This is a genomic window from Loigolactobacillus bifermentans DSM 20003 (assembly GCF_001434575.1).
In the GTDB taxonomy this organism is placed as follows: Bacteria; Bacillota; Bacilli; order Lactobacillales; family Lactobacillaceae; genus Loigolactobacillus; species Loigolactobacillus bifermentans.
The window spans coordinates 24,421-43,208 of record NZ_AZDA01000117.1; the positions used below are offsets into that span (position 1 = coordinate 24,421).

The 18,788-nt window shown below is 44.5% G+C and carries 17 protein-coding genes; 10 read left to right on the top strand and 7 right to left on the bottom strand.

Going from position 1 to position 18,788, the window contains the following annotated elements; all coding sequences use genetic code 11:
* Positions 1-273: 273 nt before the first annotated feature.
* The 4 genes from FC07_RS12425 to FC07_RS12440 all read left to right on the top strand — a co-directional run bounded on the left by FC07_RS12425 (position 274) and on the right by FC07_RS12440 (position 4,374).
* A complete protein-coding gene (locus FC07_RS12425; RefSeq protein ID WP_057905410.1) occupies positions 274-1,050 on the top strand; it encodes a DeoR/GlpR family DNA-binding transcription regulator in 777 nt (258 codons plus the stop codon).
* A 120-nt stretch (positions 1,051-1,170) separates the two neighbouring features.
* Complete coding sequence (locus FC07_RS12430) at positions 1,171-3,552, top strand: phosphoketolase family protein (RefSeq protein WP_057905411.1); 2,382 nt, start codon at positions 1,171-1,173, stop codon at positions 3,550-3,552.
* Positions 3,553-3,740: 188 nt separating this feature from the next.
* Positions 3,741-4,049 carry a type II toxin-antitoxin system Phd/YefM family antitoxin gene (locus tag FC07_RS12435; RefSeq protein ID WP_057905412.1) on the top strand — a complete coding sequence of 103 codons (309 nt, stop codon included), beginning with the start codon at positions 3,741-3,743 and terminating at the stop codon, positions 4,047-4,049.
* A 1-nt stretch (position 4,050) separates the two neighbouring features.
* A complete protein-coding gene (locus FC07_RS12440; RefSeq protein ID WP_057905413.1) occupies positions 4,051-4,374 on the top strand; it encodes a type II toxin-antitoxin system RelE family toxin in 324 nt (107 codons plus the stop codon).
* 75 nt (positions 4,375-4,449) lie between these two features.
* Here FC07_RS12440 and FC07_RS12445 read toward each other — a convergent pair whose 3' ends face one another.
* On the bottom strand, positions 4,450-4,722 hold the full coding sequence (locus FC07_RS12445) for a type II toxin-antitoxin system RelB/DinJ family antitoxin (RefSeq protein ID WP_057905414.1): 273 nt from the start codon (positions 4,720-4,722) through the stop codon (positions 4,450-4,452).
* A gap of 316 nt (positions 4,723-5,038) precedes the next feature.
* Between FC07_RS12445 and nagE the strand changes: the two genes are divergently transcribed.
* Positions 5,039-7,006, top strand: a complete 1,968-nt coding sequence (gene nagE / locus FC07_RS12450) for an N-acetylglucosamine-specific PTS transporter subunit IIBC (RefSeq protein WP_057905415.1) — start codon at positions 5,039-5,041, stop codon at positions 7,004-7,006.
* Between the two features lie 110 nt (positions 7,007-7,116).
* Here the strand turns inward: nagE and FC07_RS12455 are convergent, their stop codons facing one another.
* Entirely contained in the window at positions 7,117-7,485 is a 369-nt protein-coding gene (locus tag FC07_RS12455; RefSeq protein ID WP_057905416.1) for a type II toxin-antitoxin system PemK/MazF family toxin, read from the bottom strand.
* Positions 7,482-7,748, bottom strand: coding sequence for an AbrB/MazE/SpoVT family DNA-binding domain-containing protein (locus FC07_RS12460; protein WP_057905417.1), 267 nt, complete (start codon positions 7,746-7,748; stop codon positions 7,482-7,484). Before FC07_RS12460 ends, FC07_RS12455 begins: the two co-directional genes overlap by 4 nt.
* A gap of 372 nt (positions 7,749-8,120) precedes the next feature.
* On the opposite strand from FC07_RS12460, the gene FC07_RS12465 reads away from it, so the two are divergent.
* Both FC07_RS12465 and FC07_RS12470 read left to right on the top strand, forming a co-directional pair.
* Positions 8,121-9,506 (top strand): MFS transporter, encoded by a 1,386-nt coding sequence (locus FC07_RS12465; RefSeq protein ID WP_057905418.1) that lies wholly within the window; start codon positions 8,121-8,123, stop codon positions 9,504-9,506.
* Between the two features lie 129 nt (positions 9,507-9,635).
* Complete coding sequence (locus FC07_RS12470) at positions 9,636-11,018, top strand: MFS transporter (protein WP_057905419.1); 1,383 nt, start codon at positions 9,636-9,638, stop codon at positions 11,016-11,018.
* Between the two features lie 285 nt (positions 11,019-11,303).
* Here FC07_RS12470 and FC07_RS12475 read toward each other — a convergent pair whose 3' ends face one another.
* Both FC07_RS12475 and FC07_RS12480 read right to left on the bottom strand, forming a co-directional pair.
* Positions 11,304-12,512 carry an iron-sulfur cluster-binding domain-containing protein gene (locus FC07_RS12475; protein WP_057905420.1) on the bottom strand — a complete coding sequence of 403 codons (1,209 nt, stop codon included), beginning with the start codon at positions 12,510-12,512 and terminating at the stop codon, positions 11,304-11,306.
* Entirely contained in the window at positions 12,505-14,040 is a 1,536-nt protein-coding gene (locus FC07_RS12480) for a phytoene desaturase family protein (RefSeq protein WP_057905421.1), read from the bottom strand. Before FC07_RS12480 ends, FC07_RS12475 begins: the two co-directional genes overlap by 8 nt.
* A 204-nt stretch (positions 14,041-14,244) precedes the next feature.
* On the opposite strand from FC07_RS12480, the gene FC07_RS12485 reads away from it, so the two are divergent.
* Complete coding sequence (locus tag FC07_RS12485) at positions 14,245-14,955, top strand: FadR/GntR family transcriptional regulator (RefSeq protein WP_057905422.1); 711 nt, start codon at positions 14,245-14,247, stop codon at positions 14,953-14,955.
* Positions 14,956-16,156: 1,201 nt separating this feature from the next.
* Positions 16,157-16,306 carry a hypothetical protein gene (locus FC07_RS15925; RefSeq protein ID WP_155797816.1) on the top strand — a complete coding sequence of 50 codons (150 nt, stop codon included), beginning with the start codon at positions 16,157-16,159 and terminating at the stop codon, positions 16,304-16,306.
* Between the two features lie 56 nt (positions 16,307-16,362).
* Here the strand turns inward: FC07_RS15925 and FC07_RS12495 are convergent, their stop codons facing one another.
* Positions 16,363-17,301: a LacI family DNA-binding transcriptional regulator gene (locus tag FC07_RS12495; RefSeq protein WP_057905424.1), complete on the bottom strand. Its 939-nt coding sequence runs from the start codon at positions 17,299-17,301 to the stop codon at positions 16,363-16,365.
* A gap of 9 nt (positions 17,302-17,310) precedes the next feature.
* A complete protein-coding gene (locus tag FC07_RS12500) occupies positions 17,311-18,108 on the bottom strand; it encodes an HAD family hydrolase (RefSeq protein WP_057905425.1) in 798 nt (265 codons plus the stop codon).
* A gap of 175 nt (positions 18,109-18,283) precedes the next feature.
* Between FC07_RS12500 and FC07_RS12505 the strand changes: the two genes are divergently transcribed.
* Positions 18,284-18,592, top strand: coding sequence for a hypothetical protein (locus FC07_RS12505; protein ID WP_057905426.1), 309 nt, complete (start codon positions 18,284-18,286; stop codon positions 18,590-18,592).
* The last annotated feature ends 196 nt before the right edge of the window (positions 18,593-18,788 follow it).

Here is an 18,788-nt window from a genome sequence, read left to right on the forward strand (position 1 = left end):
TTCGTTTTAAAGTATAACTATTTTGCGATATGTTTGCAAGCGTTTTATTGCTTGTGATTTTGCAAACAAAAACAAAACACTGATTATTGGTATTGTAAGCGTTGCCATTATATAATAACATTTACTTGCAAAGCAATTAAAATGCATTACACTAAATGCTATACTTAATTCCAAACAATACCAAACAAGTACAATCAAAAAAACAGTGTTTGCAAAACTCAATTTAATAGTGTAATCATTTCAATTAATAACTAATCAAAGGAAGTATCAACTATGGATATTGGACAAAGACAGAAATGGATTATTGACCAGGTCAATAAATTAGAAACCATTAAAATTTCAGATATTAGTAAAAAGCTGAACATCTCGCGTGAAACGATTCGAAAAGATATCTACACACTTGATCAACAAGGAATTGTACGTGCAATTCGTGGTGGTGCAACCCTTCCCAATCGGGTAAAAGAAACAAAATATGGTAAACGTAAAGAAGAATTTATTACAGAAAAACAGGAAATTGCACGTAATGCTATTCGCTTTATTCACAATGGCGATTCTGTTTTCTTAGACTACGGAAGCTCTGCTGTTCAAGTTGCAGAGGCTATTAAAAAAAGCAATTTACGTGAATTGACTGTTATCACTAGTTCAACAAATGTTTTAAAGTGTCTCGAATTTTACAATAATAATATTCAAATCATCTTTTTAGGTGGCAGCTTTCGACAAAGTGAGGGGTCTGTTTCTGGACCGTTGACATTGAATAATATTTCTAGCATTTACTGTGATGTAGGCTTTTTCGGCTGTGGCGGTGTTGATCTTAATGCCGGTATTACTAATCATTATTTTGGTGAAGTAGAGGTTTCTAAAAAAATGATGGAACATTGCAAAGTTAAAATTGTTTTGGCAGACCATTCTAAATTCAAAAAAAATGCCTTGTATAAGACTTCAGACATTTCAAATGTTGACGTTATCATTAGCGACTGTCATATTGACGATGATATTGCAAATCGTATTAGATTAGCTGATACAACAGTCATTTCTGGTGATAAGCACTAACATAAGAAGACAAAAATTAATTCTATTTATTTGGCACAAATGGTTTGACTTTCACTTCGAAAGCGGTATTATATTGGTGTAATCAATAAAAGCAAACAATTGCAAAGGGGATTGCCAATTATGAGTGAAGCACAAACTACTGACTATTCATCTACAGAATATTTAGACAACGTTGATAAATACTGGCGCGCAGCTGACTACCTGTCTGTCGGCCAACTATATTTGAAAGATAACCCATTGTTACGTCGGGAATTAAAAGCCTCAGACGTTAAAGTTCATCCAATTGGTCACTGGGGCACGATCTCAGGCCAAAACTTCATTTATGCCCATTTAAACCGGGTCATTAACAAGTACAACTTGGATATGCTTTACATTGAAGGCCCAGGTCATGGTGGCCAAGTTATGGTTTCCAATGCTTACCTTGATGGCAGCTATACGGAAGCTTATTCTAAGATCACTGAAGACACTGAAGGGATGAAGCGTTTATTCAAACAATTCTCATTCCCAGGCGGCGTGGCTTCTCATGCGGATCCTAAAACACCAGGTTCCATTCATGAAGGTGGCGAATTAGGTTACTCACTTGTTCACGGTGCTGGTGCAATCTTAGATAACCCAGACTTGATTACAGCCACTGTAATCGGTGATGGTGAATCAGAAACTGGCCCATTGGCAACTTCTTGGCATGTTAATAAATTCATCAACCCAATTACAGACGGGACTGTTTTACCAATCTTAAACTTAAATGGCTTTAAGATTTCTAATCCAACGGTTCTTTCACGGATGTCACATGAAGAATTGAAAGATTACTTCACTGGCTTAGGCTGGGACCCTCATTTTGTTGAAGGTACTGATCCTAAGAAGATGCATCCATTAATGGCCAAAGAATTAGATGCTGTCATTGAAGAAATCAAGGCCATTCGTAAGAATGCCAAGGATAACAATGACGAATCTCGTCCAACATGGCCAATGATCGTCTTCCGCGCACCTAAAGGTTGGGGCGGTCCTAAGGCTTGGGATGGCGAACAAATCGAAGGTTCATTCCGTGCCCATCAAATTCCAATTCCAGTGGATCAAAACCACATGGAACACGCCGACAAGTTAGTTGCTTGGTTAAAGAGCTACAAGCCTGACGAATTATTTGATGAAAACGGCACGATCAAGCCTGAAATCAAAGCTTTAGCACCTAAAGGTGACAAGCGGATGGCGAAGAACCCGAACACCAATGGTGGCGCCTTAACAAAAGAATTGATCTTGCCAGACGTTAAAGACTACGCGTTGGATAACACTGAACATGGCGCTAAGATGAACCAAGATATGATCATTTTAGGCGACTACATTCGTGACGTGATCAAGTTAAATGCTGACAACCATAACTTCCGTGGCTTCGGTCCTGATGAAACGTTATCAAACCGTTTGAATGCAGTCTTTGAAGACACACGTCGTCAATGGCTTGAACCAATCAAGGATGGTAGCGATGCTTTACTCGCCCCTGAAGGCCGGATCATTGATTCAATGTTGTCAGAACATATGGACGAAGGCTTGCTTGAAGCCTACACCTTAACTGGTCGTCATGGTTTCTTCGCCAGCTACGAGTCATTCTTACGTGTCGTTGACTCTATGTTGACGCAACACTTCAAGTGGTTACGTAACGCTCATGAAGAAGCTGATTGGCGTGCAGATGTCCCTGCTTTGAACATCATTGCTTCTTCAACGGCTTTCCAACAAGATCATAATGGTTATTCTCACCAAGATCCTGGTGTTATCACGCATTTGGCTGAAAAGAAGACCAAGTACATCCGTGAATACTTACCAGCTGATGCCAACTCATTAGTCGCTGTCTTTGACAAGTCTTTAAAGGCGAAACAAGTCATTAACTTGATCGTTGCCAGCAAACACCCACGCCCACAATGGTTCACCGCAACTGAAGCCCGTGAACTCGTTGAAAAAGGCTTAGGCATCGTTGACTGGGCTAGCACAGACCAAGGCGCTGAACCTGATGTTGTCTTTGCCGCAGCTGGTTCAGAACCAACTTTGGAAAGCTTAGCTGCGATTTCAATCTTGCATGAACAATTACCTGATTTGAAGATTCGCTTTGTCAACGTGGTTGATTTATTGAAGTTGAAAGCTGATGACCCTCGTGGTTTGTCAGACGACGAATTCGATATGTACTTCACCAAAGACAAGCCTGTCATCTTCGCTTACCATGGTTACGATGACCTGGTTAAAGACATCTTCTTCGACCGTCACAACCATAACTTGCATGTTCACGGCTACCGTGAAGAAGGCGATATTACCACACCATTCGACATGCGTGTGCGTAACGAACTGGACCGCTTCCACTTGGTTAAGGAAGCCATCTTAGACACCCCTGCCTTCACTGAAAAAGGTGCCCACACCATCCAACAAATGGATGCCATTTTGCAAAAGCATCATGACTTCATTCGTGAAGAAGGCACGGACATCCCAGAAGTTGAAGAATGGGAATGGAAGCCTTTAAAGTAACACTCTGATTTTGACACATCCTTATGAAACTGTTTCAACACCCAACTGATTATGCCAGTGGTCAGTTGGTTAAACTCAAAAAACGCCCTGCCGATGACGTGTCGGTGGGGTGTTTTTTTGTGATCAAAAGACTTTTAAAAGTTTTTAAAACGTATTAAAATAAGTTTATTAAGAAAGGATGGTTTGCGATGAAAATCTTAGATGTACCGACTGTCAGCACCTCTGAAGTCAAAAAGAATCCAACTAAAATCGCCAAAATGGCCGCTGAATTAGATACTGGCATCTACGTCCTTAACCGTGGTAAAGCACTTAGCGTGACACTCACACCGGAGCAATACCAACAATTGGTCGCTGATCAGGAAGCCCTACTCGATTTAAAGACAGAACAGCGTGCTTTAGCGGCCATTCAACAAGATGATGGCACACGACTGCACGAAACTGAAGCGATTGGTCATCGACTACCCAACGAAATCGATTCTAACGACGGTTGGGAATAGCATGACGCAAACCGACTATGAACTGCAGTACTTTAAATCTGCAGCACAAGATTATCGACATTTAGATGGCGCGCAAAAGGTCTTCGTGGATAAAGGGCTAGCACGCATTAAAAAACTTGGCATGCTCTGTGGCGAACCCCTTAGCGGACCACTAGCCGGTTATCATAAACTTAAAAATCGTAAAATGGGCTTACGCATTATTTTTGGCGCCACTGAAAATAAAATTCAAATTATTAATATTGTGGCAATCGGTAAGCGTGAAGATAAAAAAGTTTACAATCAAGCGACCGAACGCCTAAAACATCCTAAAACTGAATTGGACTAAACACCTTATCGAAATTGATGAGGTGTTTTTTTGCATTGCCAGCTCAATGGCTCAACACGCGCTAAAGCCGCCGTTTCACTCACTGAACAGTGCTTTCTCCCAGTTCGGGTCACGATCCAAATCATGAATTGGCGTCGTTTCAATCACCTGTTGCAAGCCAGCATCAATCGTCTGTTGTGTTGTGCGGCCTAATTCAAATGGCAGGCCTTGCTCAGCGACGATTCGCTTATAGAAAATGGTAATGGCACTAGCCGGTGTTAATCCAATTTCACTTAAAATGGCTGCCACTTCAGTTGCCAACGTTGCATCGAGTTGCACCTGAATTTGCTTTTTCGCTTTCTTTTGCATGTGAGTCACACCTTTCAGTGAGGTTGTCTCATGAGCAAGTGATGATGTTCAACTTATCTGCTGATAACTTCTGCCTGCTTCGTTTCTGTTTCACCTTCCCCCGCTACAGATGCCACAATCATTTTAAACATCACATCCCACCGTAAGTGCTCAAAAAAAATCAGAGCCCTTATCACAACCAATACCACAGTAAATAAAGCTTTTCAGACTATTTTCATAAAACTAACATGCTCGAAAAGTTGCTAGAATTTTCTGAAGGTGAGTGCTAAACTAGCGTCATGTTATGAAATGTAACATTTAAGGGAGATGTGAGAGGATGAAAGATTATTTACAGCGCATGGGACGCTCATTGCAGCTACCTGTTGCGGTACTACCAGCAGCGGCACTGTTAGTCGGGGTTGGCCATTATCTACCTAGCAAGTGGTTTCTAGCCCAGTTTTTACAAGCCGGTGGCACGGCTATTCTAAATCAGCTTGCGTTACTCTTTGCAGTTGGTTTAGCGCTAGGCATGGTAAAAGACAAATCTGGTGCGGCGGCTTTAGCGGCTGTTGTAGCCTATTATGTACCAGTTTCCATTTTGGCCCCGGCTAGCGTGGCACTGTTAAAAGGGATCAAAGTCAGCCACGTTGCCCCCGCTTTTAGCGCCATTAGTGGCAACGTCTTTATTGGGATCGTCGCCGGGCTGATTGCGGCAGCCTTGTATAATCGGTTCCACAACACGCAATTGCCCATGGCGTTATCCTTTTTCAGTGGTAAACGGATGATTCCCATTTTGGCCGCGCTGGTCATGTTGGTGTTCACCTTAATTTTAATGGTGATCTGGCCGGCTTTATATGGTGCCTTAGTGGCCTTTGGGAAGTTATTCGTTCATTTAGGCGCAGTGGGAGCTGGCCTATACGGTTTTTTCAATCGCCTGTTGATTCCCACCGGCTTACATCAGGCGTTAAATCAAGTCTTTTGGTTTAACACCGCTGGCATCAACGATATTGGCAAGTTTTGGGCCAATGAAGGGGTCAAAGGCATCACAGGCCGCTACCAAGCTGGCTTTTTCCCAGTGATGATGTTTGGCTTACCGGCTGGGGCTTTGGCCATTTATCGCAATGCCTTACCTGCGCGTAAAAAAGAAACAGCAGGCCTGATGCTGGCCGGCGCTTTTGCGGCCTTTTTCACCGGTGTCACGGAACCACTGGAATTCTCGTTTATGTTCGTGGCCTGGCCACTGTATTTATTACACGCGGTGTTCACAGGACTTTCGCTCGCTTTTGCGGCCTTAATGCACTGGACCGCCGGCTTTACCTTTAGCGCTGGCCTGGTCGATTTCGTGTTAAGCGCCCATTTACCCATTGCCAATCAGCCTTTGATGTTGCTGGCGCAAGGCGTAGTAATGGCGGTGATCTACTACTTTGGCTTTGATTTCGCCATTAAAAAGTTCAATCTCATGACGCCTGGCCGCGAGCCGGTCACCGCTGAAGCGCCAGTGGTCACCACCGCGGCTGGTCAAGATAAATACCAAATTAAAGCGCAACAACTTTATCAAGCTTTAGGCGGCGCAGCGAATTTAACCGTCGTTGACAATTGCACCACCCGCTTACGGTTGCAGCTTAATGACACTGGCAAAGTAGATCAAACTGCCATCAAAGCGGCTGGTGTTGCAGGCCTAAACGTGATCAGCAAAACGAACTTGCAAATCATCATCGGCACCGATGTTCAGTTTGTAGCCGACGCCTTAAGCGCCTTGAAAGCCAATCACGCACAGCTTCAAGCTAATCCCGTCACGCCAATAGCAGCGCCAGTCGAACCTAGCACTACCGGACACACAGCCACTGAGACATTGGTTAGCCCTGCCAGCGGTGAACTGGTGCCCATTGAACAAGTTGCCGATCCAACCTTTGCGCAAAAGATGCTGGGGGATGGCTTTGCCGTCGAACCAACCGCTGACACCATTGTGGCACCAGTTGACGGCGTGATCACCACCATTTTCCCAACGAAACACGCCATTGGTATCACCACACCAGCTGGGGTCGAAATCTTGGTGCATATTGGGATCAATACCGTTGAATTAGAAGGCACCCCGTTTGAAGTTTTGGTCAAAACAGACCAACACATTCAAGCTGGCACCCCCTTAGTTAAAACCGACTTAACAGCGATTCAAGCTGCTGGCAAAGCAACAACCACCATGGTTATTTTAACCAACATGGTCGTGATTGATCACACTTCCTTGGCTCAGCTTCATTCGCAACCCATTCAAGCAGGCGATCCAGTGGCGACTTTGACCACAAAATAACACTGCACAAACCAAACACCCTGTTAGCCAATGTGGCGCCAGGGTGTTTTTGGCGTTGCGCTATCATTCATCATTTCGTTTTCTTCCAACAACGATCTATCCCAGTCATTTTAAAAAAACTGCTGCACAACCTGCTGAATCATCTTCAAGCCACGACTATTGATCTGACCAACGGGTTGTAAATCAGATCGAACACTGGGATCGATTGCCCGAACGTGCTGTAACAGTGCTGTCCCAACAATATCCCCTGCTAAAAGATAGGGCTTCAGATCGACAAATAATGGCGACAGACGGTACTTTTCCATAGCCCGATATTTTTCGGCTGAGCTGATTGGGACCACGATCACAGTATTAAAAAATTGCTGGTATTGGTCATTGCTGATCACAAGGGCGGGACGATATTTTTTCATTTCTGTGCCTTTAGCTGGATTAAATTCAATCATTAAAATATCGCCTGACTGTAATTTCCGCTTGGTCATTCTTCAAACACCTCCGCCCCAACGTCTGAACCCCAATCAACTTCATCGGTGGCATAGCTGCCATATTTCGCTGTTTGTTCAGCGACAATCTCCCAGAGATTATCCTGAGTCAACGGTTTGCGTTTAACTTGGACGCCTTCAGTTGTAATAACAAATTCCAGTTGCTCATGTTCACGCAACTTCAATGCCTGCCGCACCTCTTTCGGAACTGTGATTTGATTTTTAGTTGTCATTTGAGCCGTCACCTTTGCGAGCGTCTTCATGCAATCACGTCCTTTCAAAAACTCCTTACATATTCCTTACTATCATTATATAGCAATCGCATTTTTTAACAAGCTAAAGGGCCTTGTCAGATTTTCCAAATACCACCTAAGCATGCGTGACCAAATTTCGAAATCATTCAATCAAACTAGGGCTGCAAGCCAACATGAATACCGCTCCAGACTGTTTTTATAAGCTGCTAAACCAATTTAAATTGAATCGGCTTTCTTAATGAATACCATACCATTATGACACCTAAACCAATTTGAATTTAAAACCTCGTCTATGCTATACTGAACGAAATGAAACAGACCCAAGTTAGCCGGCGCTTCCAAGTGGGAGTGGCGGCTTATTTGAATGAAAGGACGATTTTTTTGCAACAAAAGTTACCACGCAATGTGAGTTTTAGTATTTTGGCCACTGGCTTGCTCAGTTTTATGGGCATTATGGTGGAAACGTCGTTAAACGTGGCCTTTGTCACGCTGACCAAAACCTTCCACGTGAATTTAGCCACCATTCAGTGGCTGACCACCGGTAATTTACTGGTGGTCACCATGATCATGCTGACATCCGCCCATTTGATCAAACGTTATCCGGTTAAAAACCTCTTTATTTTCGCAACAGTAGCCTTTACCGTTGGTTGTTTGTTAGACGGCTTTGCCCAAAACTTCCCGGTCATGCTGCTAGGCCGCTTGATTCAAGCCCTCGGCACTGGCCTGTCCACCCCGCTGATCTTTCACATTATTTTATCCTGTGTGCCACGGAATCGAGTGGCCACCTATAACGGTTTGGCAGCCATGTTGATCGCGTTGGCCCCCACTTTAGGGCCCACTTATGGCGGCCTGCTTACCTCACTGTTGTCATGGCGCTGGGTGTTCTTCATTCTCCTGCCGTTTATGGTGATCGTTATTTTATTAGGTGTATTCAATTTAGACCTGCCACCGTTAAAACCAGATGATCAATTTGACGTGCCCGGCTTTGTGATTTTGGCGATTGCCTTAACGATTTTCGATTTATCATTTACCGCCGCAGCCAAAGCCGGCTTCAGCTCTTGGCAATTTGGCGGTTTACTGGCCTTAACGGCTGTGCTGGTGGGCCTTTACATCCTTTACAACCGCCATGCCAAGCGGCATTTAATGGACTTTTCAATTTTCAAAGACCCGCTGATCGTTTGGCATTGGGTCAGCTACTTTATTTTGCAATTTATTAACATTGGCTGTGCCTTTATTTTGCCGCAAGTGGTCCAGTATGCATTACACCGCTCTGCTTTTACTGCCGGGCTGTTGGTGCTGCCAGGCTGTTTAGTCGGGGCGATCGTCGCCCCATTGGCTGGCCGTTGGTTTGATAATTGTCACCGACCAGCGCCGCTGGTCGTTGGCCACTTAGTCCTGCTGGCTGGGGCCTTGATTTTCGCCTTGATTGGGGAACACACTACAATTTGGACCATTGCGATTTTCTACATTCTCATGCGGGCCGGTTTCGGGTTAGCTTTTGGCAACACGATCAGCGATGCCAGCCGCTATGTCGACCCTTATCAAAAGGCCGATCTTAACGCCTCATACAACACCAGTCAGCAGTACGCTGGCTCAGTAGGGACTGGCGTCTTTGCAGCCGTGATCGGTGTTTTTCAAGCAGGCCACACCAATTTAACCACCAGCACCTTACAAGGCGCCATCGCCGACTTTTGGATCATCGTGGTCCTGGCCACCATTGCATTGCTTGGTGGGTGGTATAGTTATCGCCACAGCCATTTCATCTAAATTGTGGTATACTAATCTTAAATCAAATTGACTCACGTTAACCGTAAATTCCGGGAAGCCTGGCTTCCGTGTTGGGGATCTGCGGTTTTTTTATTTGATGATATTTTAAATGAAAGTAGTGTGAACACTTTGGAACAACGCTTACCACGCCGGGTCATTCTCAGCATTATGGCCACCGGCTTACTGAGTTTTATGGGCATTTTAGTCGAAACGTCGTTAAACGTGGCCTTTGCCACTTTAACGCATACCATGCACGTCAATCTCGCCACCATTCAATGGCTGACCACAGGCTATTTACTCGTGGTGACCATGGTGATGCTGGCGTCAGCGCACCTGATCAAACGCTATCCGGTTAAAACGCTTTTTATTTTTGCGATTACTTGCTTTACCATTGGTTGCTTAATGAACGCCTTGGCACAAAATTTTCTCACCATGTTGATTGGACGCCTGATCCAGGCGTTTGCCACCGGGCTTTCCACGCCACTGATGTTCCACATTATTTTGGCCAGCGTGCCCCGGCAGCGCATCGCCACCTATAATGGGCTGGCCGCGATGATGATTGCCGCCGCCCCAGCTTTAGGCCCTACGTATGGTGGTTTGCTCACCTCGCTGTGGTCTTGGCGCTGGATTTTCTTAGTCCTCATGCCATTGATCGTCATCGTCTTTTTCATGGGCCTGTTCAATTTAGATCTACCAGCTTTGAAACCTGATGATCAATTTGACGGGTTCGGTTTCATCTTATTAGCCGCTGGTTTTACCGCATTAGACCTAGCCTTTGGGCAAGCTGCGCAGCGCGGCTTTTTGAATTGGCAGTTTGGCGGCTTGTTCCTCCTTACCGTCGTATTGGTCCTTAGCTATAGCGCCTACAATCGGCAGTCCCAGCGGCATCTGATCGACTTTTCCATTTTCAAAACAAAGTTGATCACTTGGCATTTATTAGGCTACTTCTTATTACAATTTATCAATATTGGTTTAGCCTTTGTGCTGCCACAGGTCGTGCAATACGTGTTACACCAATCCGCCTTTACCGCCGGTATGCTGGTGCTCCCTGGCTCATTATTAGGCGCCATTGCCGCACCCTTTGCCGGGCGTTGGCTCGATAATAGTGCCCGCCCTATTCCGATTATCATCGGCCACTGGCTCTTTCTAGCCGGTGCCGCCGCCTTTGCCATTTGGGGCCATCAACCAACGTTGCTGACGATTGCTTTATTTTACAGCCTGTTACGCATGGGGTTCGCCTTGGCCTTTGGGAACAGCATTAGTGACGCCAGCCGCTACGTCCAGCCACAACAAAAGGCTGACATTAACGCGGCCTTTAACACCAGCCAACAGTACGCTGGTTCTTTAGGAACAGGTGTCTTCGCAGCCGTCATTGGCCTCACCCAACAAAGTCACGCTGATGTGGCGGTTACCACACTAACCGGCGCCCAAATTGACTATTGGCTGATCTGCGGCTTAGCTGCCATTGCCTTATTCGCCGCTTGGCGCAGCTACCGCCAAACGCAACGTTAACATTTAAAGTCGCCACGAGGCGGCTTTTTTCGTTGCATCAAAAAAAGTCCAATCGCGCCAACGCAATCGGACTCTAGGCGCCTCCGTGCAAGCGGCGCGGCGCCTTTGATCAGCTACAATTGCCTGCAACCGCACCTGATCAATCAGAAAGTTTTGAATCTTGAGGCCACTCACTACCTCAAGCAGAGTATACCCGAGCCAGCGTCTGAAACACAACTATTCTGCTCGGTAAAAAGTTCAAAAATTTCAGCTTCTAAATTTTCATGCGACCATTATCAGCCTATTTTAGCCAAACTGATCTGCCAAATCATGAATGGGTACCTCGACAGTCAGATCACTTGTTGGATACGTGACACAGGTGTGAATATAGCCATAGTCCTGATCTGCTTTGCGGCGACCATCTTTAACAATTGGTGCAAAGACCTCTCCCGTCACCAAGCGTGAGCGGCAAATACCACAGTCCCCACTACGACACAATGATGGTGCGACAATGCCGGCACGCTCCATCGCGACCAAAACAGATTCATCACTTCGAGCAGGAATCGTACGGGTTTTGTCTTGTAATAAGACTGTCATTTGAAAAACTTTACCTTTGGCTGTCTGTGGATAGCCTGGTAATTGATCTGGAGCACCACCATTACCGCTTAATTCATGCCGTACTCGGCCGGCAGGTAGCTTCAATTTTAAAACTTCTTGATCAATGAACTGATACATGCCTTCTGGCCCACAAACAAAAATGGAGTAAGGGGTTGTCGGTGCATACTTACGGATCAAATCTGCTGTGATAAAACCCGATTCATAGCCGGGGACTTGTTCATCACTCAGAACATGGACTACCTTAATCCGATCACTTTGTTGCACTAACTGATCAAATTCAGTATCTAATAAAATTTGATCGTGTGTTCGGCTGCCGTAAAGCAAGGTCAGATCGACCGATTCTGTCCCATCCACAATTGCTTGCGCCAACGCATAGAACGGTGTGATCCCACTCCCACCAGCTAAACCAACGATGGTTGATTGATCACGTAATGGTTGTACGTATAATTCACCTGCTGGTGCCGAGGTTTCAATCTGTGTCCCGACTTGCCAGTTCTTGAAAATATAAGGGGTCACAAACCCATTTGGGACTAACTTAATGGTTAAAACATACTGATCTTTTAAAGCCAAAGCGGGTGCCGAGCGAATTGCGTAAGCCCGGGTCACATAGCTTTGCTCAATCTGAAGCCGGACACTCAGATACTGGCCAGCTCGAAAATAGGCCAAGTGTTGGGTGCCTCGAGTCGTATCTGGTTCTAAAACATAACTTCTAGCATTATCAAAATGTTCAATTACCTTTACAATACGTAAATATTGGCTTTCTGGATGCAAGGCTTGTGCTAATTGATTCATGGGTAGCTGTTGTGTCGTTAGTGGCGTTGCTGGTGCTGCTGCAATTTTCGCTGCCCGCATTTGTTTAATTTGATCTAATGCCGCCAAACCCGTTTGTTTAGCCATGCGTAACCCCTTCTTTCACGATTTCATCACTCACAATTTTTGCTGCAATATAACCTGATTGATAGGCTGAACTATAGCCATCTAATAAAAAGCCAGCGCCGCCACAGAAATGCAAACCTGGAATTGATTCATCCTCTGCTTTAAAACCCGCAGTTCGGCCTAACAACTGATCCCACGGCTGACCATAATAACCGTAAATATCACCACCAGGACTACGTAAATAACGTGCAAAAGTAGCTGGCGCTGCAATTTCAATTTCCTCAATGGCATCTTGAATGTGCACACCTGTCGCTTGTTCGTACTGTGTTATGACTTCCTGCGCCACTTGCGTTTTCACTTTTTCATATTGGTCGACGGTTACATCATCCCAAGCACGGTCGCGATAAAGCTTTGTGGCATATAAAATTGAAGTCCCTGCCGGCGAACATTCGGGCAAAACTTTATTCAAGCAATTCATAATTGTAAAATTATTATGGGTTCGATTATCCATTTCCGCAAACTGCTGGCGTGAATCCGCTGTATCTGCCATAAATACACTGTAGTCTTCAATACCGAGTTCTTCCGGTGATCGGTTCAATCCAAAATAAACCAAAAAACCGCTGGTACCGATCTGCCGGGCATGCGCTAACTGTAACGCTTGCTTGGGCACTGCCGTTGCTGGCAACATTTTTTGGTAGACCATATGTGGCATGATGTCGCAAATAACTTGTTTTGCAGTGATTTTTCGGTCGCCGATTTGTACCCCGGTCACACGCCCCTGATCGACAGTCAGTGCGGTTACTTCTGTATTAAACCAAGCATCCCCACCATGATCCAGTACAACTTGAACCAGCGCCGTCGATAGTTCATGCGACCGATTTTCCGGAACATAAGCATCTAGCATCACATAGGCGGCTAACATTGTCGAAAAATAAGCAAACTCAAACTCATCTCCCGGAATCCCCATGTAACACCAATACGCCATCATAATTGACTGTGCCTTTTTTGGAATCCCCAAGGTAGCCAATACTTGTTGATAAGGCTGTGTTCCATACAGTAAAAAATGCGGATATTTTTGATCTAACGCCTGCCAATCTATTTGTTCAGGCGCAGCTTGCAACTCTCGCAGTGCCAGCAAACCTTCACCTGCAATATTAAAAAATGCGGTGACACTGGCACGGCTACCAGGTACCAAATGTTCCATTTGGTCAATAAAAGCCTGCCGCCCCGCCGGCATTTTAGCATCAAAATGATCAGCGCCTGTATTGATCATCCGATAAACATCCGGAACTGGATGAAGCTTAACTTTTAAACCCAACCAGTCGAATAATTGCCGTATATTACCAGGTTGTGTCTTAGGCCCATAACTCGATAATTCATGTAAAGCAGGTTCAAATTCAAAACGACCACGGGTAAAACTTGTTGCGGCCCCACCAGGTAAATTGTGCCGTTCAATTAAAAGTGTTTTTAACCCTTTTTTAGCTGCTGTTGCAGCGGCTGCTAAGCCCCCATTGCCAGCACCAACTACAATTACATCATAAGTTGCCATTGTTTTTATTGCCTCCAATCGCTAAAATAAGAATCGATCAACACCTACATTATTGGCACGCCAGATTATGATGTAAACGTTTAATATCTAAAATACGCACTTTTAACAGCTTTTTTACAAACTGGTTCTTGGTATGACCAGATTAATAATTTGTAATTTTTTATAAGTAATTCATGACAACTCGCATCCTAACAGGAGGTTCTTATGCATTTCAAACCAATTCAAGCACCTACCTCAGTTGACCTATTTATGGATCAAATTAAAACTGCCATTTTAACTGGCGCTTTACAACCAGGCGAAAAATTACCTAGTGAACGCGAATTATGCCAACAACTTAAAGTCAGTCGTGCCGTGATCAACACGGGCTTTCGACGTTTAGCTGCGTTACATTTCATCACAATGCAACCTCGTAAAGGCAACTTTGTGGCAGACTATTGGCTTGAAGGTGGTCTGGCAACACTAAATGAAATCATCAACTTTCGCAACGGTAACTATCGCCCTTCACTTTTAAAATCGATCTTTGAAGTCCGCTTATCGCTAGAAATGGCTATTTTTAAACTAGCAACGCAACGACAAGATGCCCACCATTTACAGCAAGCCACACAAATACTTGACCAAATCGAACTCACACAAGACGCTACCCAATTAGCCAGCCTATATTTTGATTTTATTCACACAATGGCACTTGCTTCCAGTAACGCCGTTTATCCCATGCTGATCACTAATTTTAAACCGATTTACGAAACACTAGGTCGTTGGCTATTTGAAGAAGTAACAATCACTGAAATGAGCCATCATCATCAACAGGAATTAAAAGAATTACAAGATGTGCAAGCTGGTAATTTATCGGCCGTTGAGCAGGATGTCCAAGCCTTTATTCAGTGGACGTTAACACAACTATTAGCCATCCAATGACATATTAGGTCAATTTAGGCCTGAATTATTCCAAAAAAAATAGCACCAGATGCCAGGCTTCGCATCTCGTACTATACTTCGTTCATCTTTAACTGCGCAATTATTTTAGACTAATTAACACATAAAAAAGCCAATCGCTACTGCAATAGCAATTGGATCAGTCGTTTGATTCTAAGCACTGAATCTGATTGTGGTTGCCTAGCTTTCGCTTTGCAGGCCATGCAAGGTCATCTGCGGAATCAGACGAACCTGCTTAGTTCAGTCTACCAAGCAAACTGAGCATACGTCAACACAACAACTTATAACACCTTAAAAGCACTGGCTACGTTTAGCCTGATAAAAAATGGCCCTGTAAACGTACTTATCTTCACCGATAAATAAGACAACCAATCGCTGGACAGCCGCCTGAGTCACTATGCTAGACTAAGGATGCATGAAGCGAATCCGAGTAGTCACATAATCGCTTTAAACAATGAACATAATCAACTTCTCAAATAATAACCACCTACTTTTTGCGTAACTTATTAATAAGCTGATTTAATTTTATTAATTTGTAAAGGTGGTCTTAATTATGCAATATTATGTTCAAACAAAGCGTCTAGAAGTGATTTGTCTATGACGATAATTAAACTCTTTCACGGTACAACTCAAAAAATGCGGATCTAATATTTCAAAATGGGTTTAACGAAATCAATATTCCACAGTTTTATAAAGTCAGCCAAGCTTTGCTTTCCAAAGATCCCGGATCACTAGGATATGGTTTATATTCTTTTGAGAAGGACGCATACCTCGCAAAACTGTTTGCAAGTAAATTCACATCGCATCCTGCAGTTATTACATTTAATATTGACTGTCCCGATAATACAATACTCAAACTATTTCCAGGCACTAAAGATACGAAAATATTTGAGATTTGGTTAAGTAACGTCATTGAAACACCGGCCATTCGATCAATATTAACTCACTATACAAACTCTAGCTATCAAAAATCATTAGATGGTGCATTAATCGAAGCCTTTATAACAGATATGGCACCTAAAATGACGAATTCTATCAACTGTATTACGTCCGCCACACATACCTACATCGGCAAACTTTCAAAAATACCTATGAGTTTTCCGAATAGTATCGAATATTGTATTCGGAGTACGCGCATCATTCAGAATAGTACCATCACAAAAATCGAAGGAAGTGATTTCTTATGAAATGGATCGGCACTGAACAGGAATTACAGCAATACATCGCAAAAATAACCCAACAGAATGCCAAAAAGCTCGAGCAAACTTTAAATTACCTGGGCTTTCAAACCCCACAAAATACCAAACCAGCCCCATCAAAGCCTCACGACTAACCGTCAAGCTCCCCCATTAAAGCGCGCAACATTGCCCTTTAATGGGATTTTTTAATTTAACGCCAAATAATCTCCGACTGCACCGGCAATTGTTTTAACTGCCCGTTATAGGCCAGTTGAAACGCCAGCTGGCCGACTTCCTTAAAATGATGGTCAATGGTGGGCAACTTTAGCAGCTGGCCAGACAATTGATTTTCTTGGCCCATCATCGGTGGCACAGGTCGGTTTGCATCTTGGTAACGCTGTATAATCGCTGCGGCAATGTCGTCACTGTTAGCAAAAATAAAATCAGGCTGCTGGGCCAACTGAACAAAGGCAGCAGCTGCTTGATAGCCATCCGCGTAATTGGCCACGCCAGTTTGAATCAACTCTGGTGCAGGAGAAGTGCCAAAGACTTGGCGATAACTGGCCATGGTGGCTTGGCTGGTTAAGCTTACAGGTTCCGGTCGGCTTAAGGTCATGGCGATCCGGCGGTACCCTTTTTGTTGCAGTAACCGAAAAGCGTCTAAATAAATTTCTTGCCGCAACGTATAGGCCGCTGCGATCTTCACCCCACGCGGATCTTCACAGCAGATCACCGGACCATATTTTTGATAAGCCGCCAGCTGTGTTAACGGAATCCCATGGGACGTAAAAATCAACCCGTCATACGCTTTACGGTGTAATTGTTCCAAATATTGTACCTCAAGCTGCGCATCGTATTTTGATTGCAACATCACCACATGATCATTCACCGCAAAGGCCGCTTCCATAATGCTGGTCATCAATTGCATGAAATAAGGATGTCGTAAATGCGGCACCACCACGCCAATCGTTGATGTATGGCCTTTGCTGAGATCCCGCGCAATATCATTGGGCACATAGTCCATTTCTGTGATCACCTGCTGAATTTCCTCAGCGGCGATTTTCGACACGTAGCCACTTTGATTTAAATACCGCGAAACCGTTGAGATCGAATACCCGGCCCGTTTGGCAATATCACGAATTGTTGCCACCTTTGACACCTACTTTCTAGCGCCCACCGCTCCAATAAAGTGCGTCACGCCATACGCCACGCCGTCTTCATCATTGGTTTTGGTCACGAATTTTCCCGCCGCTTGAATGGCTGGTAGCGCGTTGCCCATGACGATCGGCGTGCCAACTGCTTGCAACATTGGCAAGTCGTTATGACCATCCCCAAAGGCCGCCATTTCAGTTGTTTTCAGCTGACGCTGGCGCTTGATTTGGGCGATACCGGCTGATTTTTTGGCCAAATGACTGGTGAGCTCTAAATACAGTGTACCAGATTGTTGAATACTGACGTCAGTCAAGTGTAAAGCTTGTAACGTTGCCTGTAATTTCAACATGACTTGTGGCTCAAAAACGATCAGCATGATTTTGAAAATCGGCTGCTCACTGATTGCGGTGCTTAAAGTCGGCTCCCAATCATTAATGGCCATTTCTGCTTTGATGCCCCGGTCGATCTGGGCAGTGTACCAATGGTCCGCCGTGTAATAACTCAGACTCACCGTTGGAAATGCTGTTTTTAACAGCTGCAACAAGCGCCGACTGGTGCGCTGTGCCAAGGGCTGCGCCGTTAAAGGCGCCCCTTGGGGTTGAAATACCAAGCCACCATTAAAGGCGATCTGAGGCGTTTTCAAATCCAGCGCTTGAATGGCGCTTCGCATTTCCATCGGCGCTCGAGCGGACACCAACGTGACGGGAATCCCACAACTTTTCAGCACCCTGGCATTTTCAGCGCTAACTTGGCCTTGACGATTTAATAACGTACCATCCATGTCTAAAAACAATTGTTTGATCATTTGATTCATTCCTTTAATTTGACATAGGTTTAGCTTACCTGCTGAAACGCGTTCCATAGCAAGAGCTGATTGAAATTTAAAATAGACCAATTTCAATGTGGAATGGGTTCCACATCATTTAAGGCTTGTGCTGGAACCCGTTTCACACGGTAGTATCTGGGATGAGGTGATCGAAATGAATACTTATTTAGAAATTATTGAAAATCAGCAGGCACAATTTTGCTATACCAATCTTTATTTTACGGCAGACAGTTTGCAGCTGACGTACACAGCTGGCAAACAATCAACCCGGCGCGATACCTTGGATCTCACCCAAATCAAACAGGGCATCCAAGATGAATTTCTAGGTGCCACCCGCATCAGTTTCCACTACGGCGACCGCGAATATGTTTTCTTCAGCCAAGGCAACGGCATCATCGAATATTTAACCGACCATTTAGGTGATCAGCTGGTGAAAATCGCCCGCACAGAAAATGCCTCATAAGGTCCCTATCACACACCTATCGGCACCAGTCGATAGGTGTTTTTAGGTGCCTTATCCAGTAACAACCTGACCGGCAGGGGCACCGCAATTCACTTGTTTCAAGACCGACCTGATCGTAAATGGTAAATCATTAGCGATCATTTTACGATTGAGCCAGTTGTTACTTCCGGACTAGAATTTGCGCTTATCATTTAGT

Coding starts and splice junctions, on each gene's coding strand:
- FC07_RS12425 (WP_057905410.1), top strand. CDS start 274: ATGGATATTGGACAAAGACAGAAATGGATTATTGACCAGGTCAATAAA.
- FC07_RS12430 (WP_057905411.1), top strand. CDS start 1,171: ATGAGTGAAGCACAAACTACTGACTATTCATCTACAGAATATTTAGAC.
- FC07_RS12435 (WP_057905412.1), top strand. CDS start 3,741: ATGAAAATCTTAGATGTACCGACTGTCAGCACCTCTGAAGTCAAAAAG.
- FC07_RS12440 (WP_057905413.1), top strand. CDS start 4,051: ATGACGCAAACCGACTATGAACTGCAGTACTTTAAATCTGCAGCACAA.
- FC07_RS12445 (WP_057905414.1), bottom strand. CDS start 4,722: ATGCAAAAGAAAGCGAAAAAGCAAATTCAGGTGCAACTCGATGCAACG.
- nagE (WP_057905415.1), top strand. CDS start 5,039: ATGAAAGATTATTTACAGCGCATGGGACGCTCATTGCAGCTACCTGTT.
- FC07_RS12455 (WP_057905416.1), bottom strand. CDS start 7,485: ATGACCAAGCGGAAATTACAGTCAGGCGATATTTTAATGATTGAATTT.
- FC07_RS12460 (WP_057905417.1), bottom strand. CDS start 7,748: ATGAAGACGCTCGCAAAGGTGACGGCTCAAATGACAACTAAAAATCAA.
- FC07_RS12475 (WP_057905420.1), bottom strand. CDS start 12,512: ATGGCTAAACAAACGGGTTTGGCGGCATTAGATCAAATTAAACAAATG.
- FC07_RS12480 (WP_057905421.1), bottom strand. CDS start 14,040: ATGGCAACTTATGATGTAATTGTAGTTGGTGCTGGCAATGGGGGCTTA.
- FC07_RS12485 (WP_057905422.1), top strand. CDS start 14,245: ATGCATTTCAAACCAATTCAAGCACCTACCTCAGTTGACCTATTTATG.
- FC07_RS15925 (WP_155797816.1), top strand. CDS start 16,157: ATGAAATGGATCGGCACTGAACAGGAATTACAGCAATACATCGCAAAA.
- FC07_RS12500 (WP_057905425.1), bottom strand. CDS start 18,108: ATGATCAAACAATTGTTTTTAGACATGGATGGTACGTTATTAAATCGT.
- FC07_RS12505 (WP_057905426.1), top strand. CDS start 18,284: ATGAATACTTATTTAGAAATTATTGAAAATCAGCAGGCACAATTTTGC.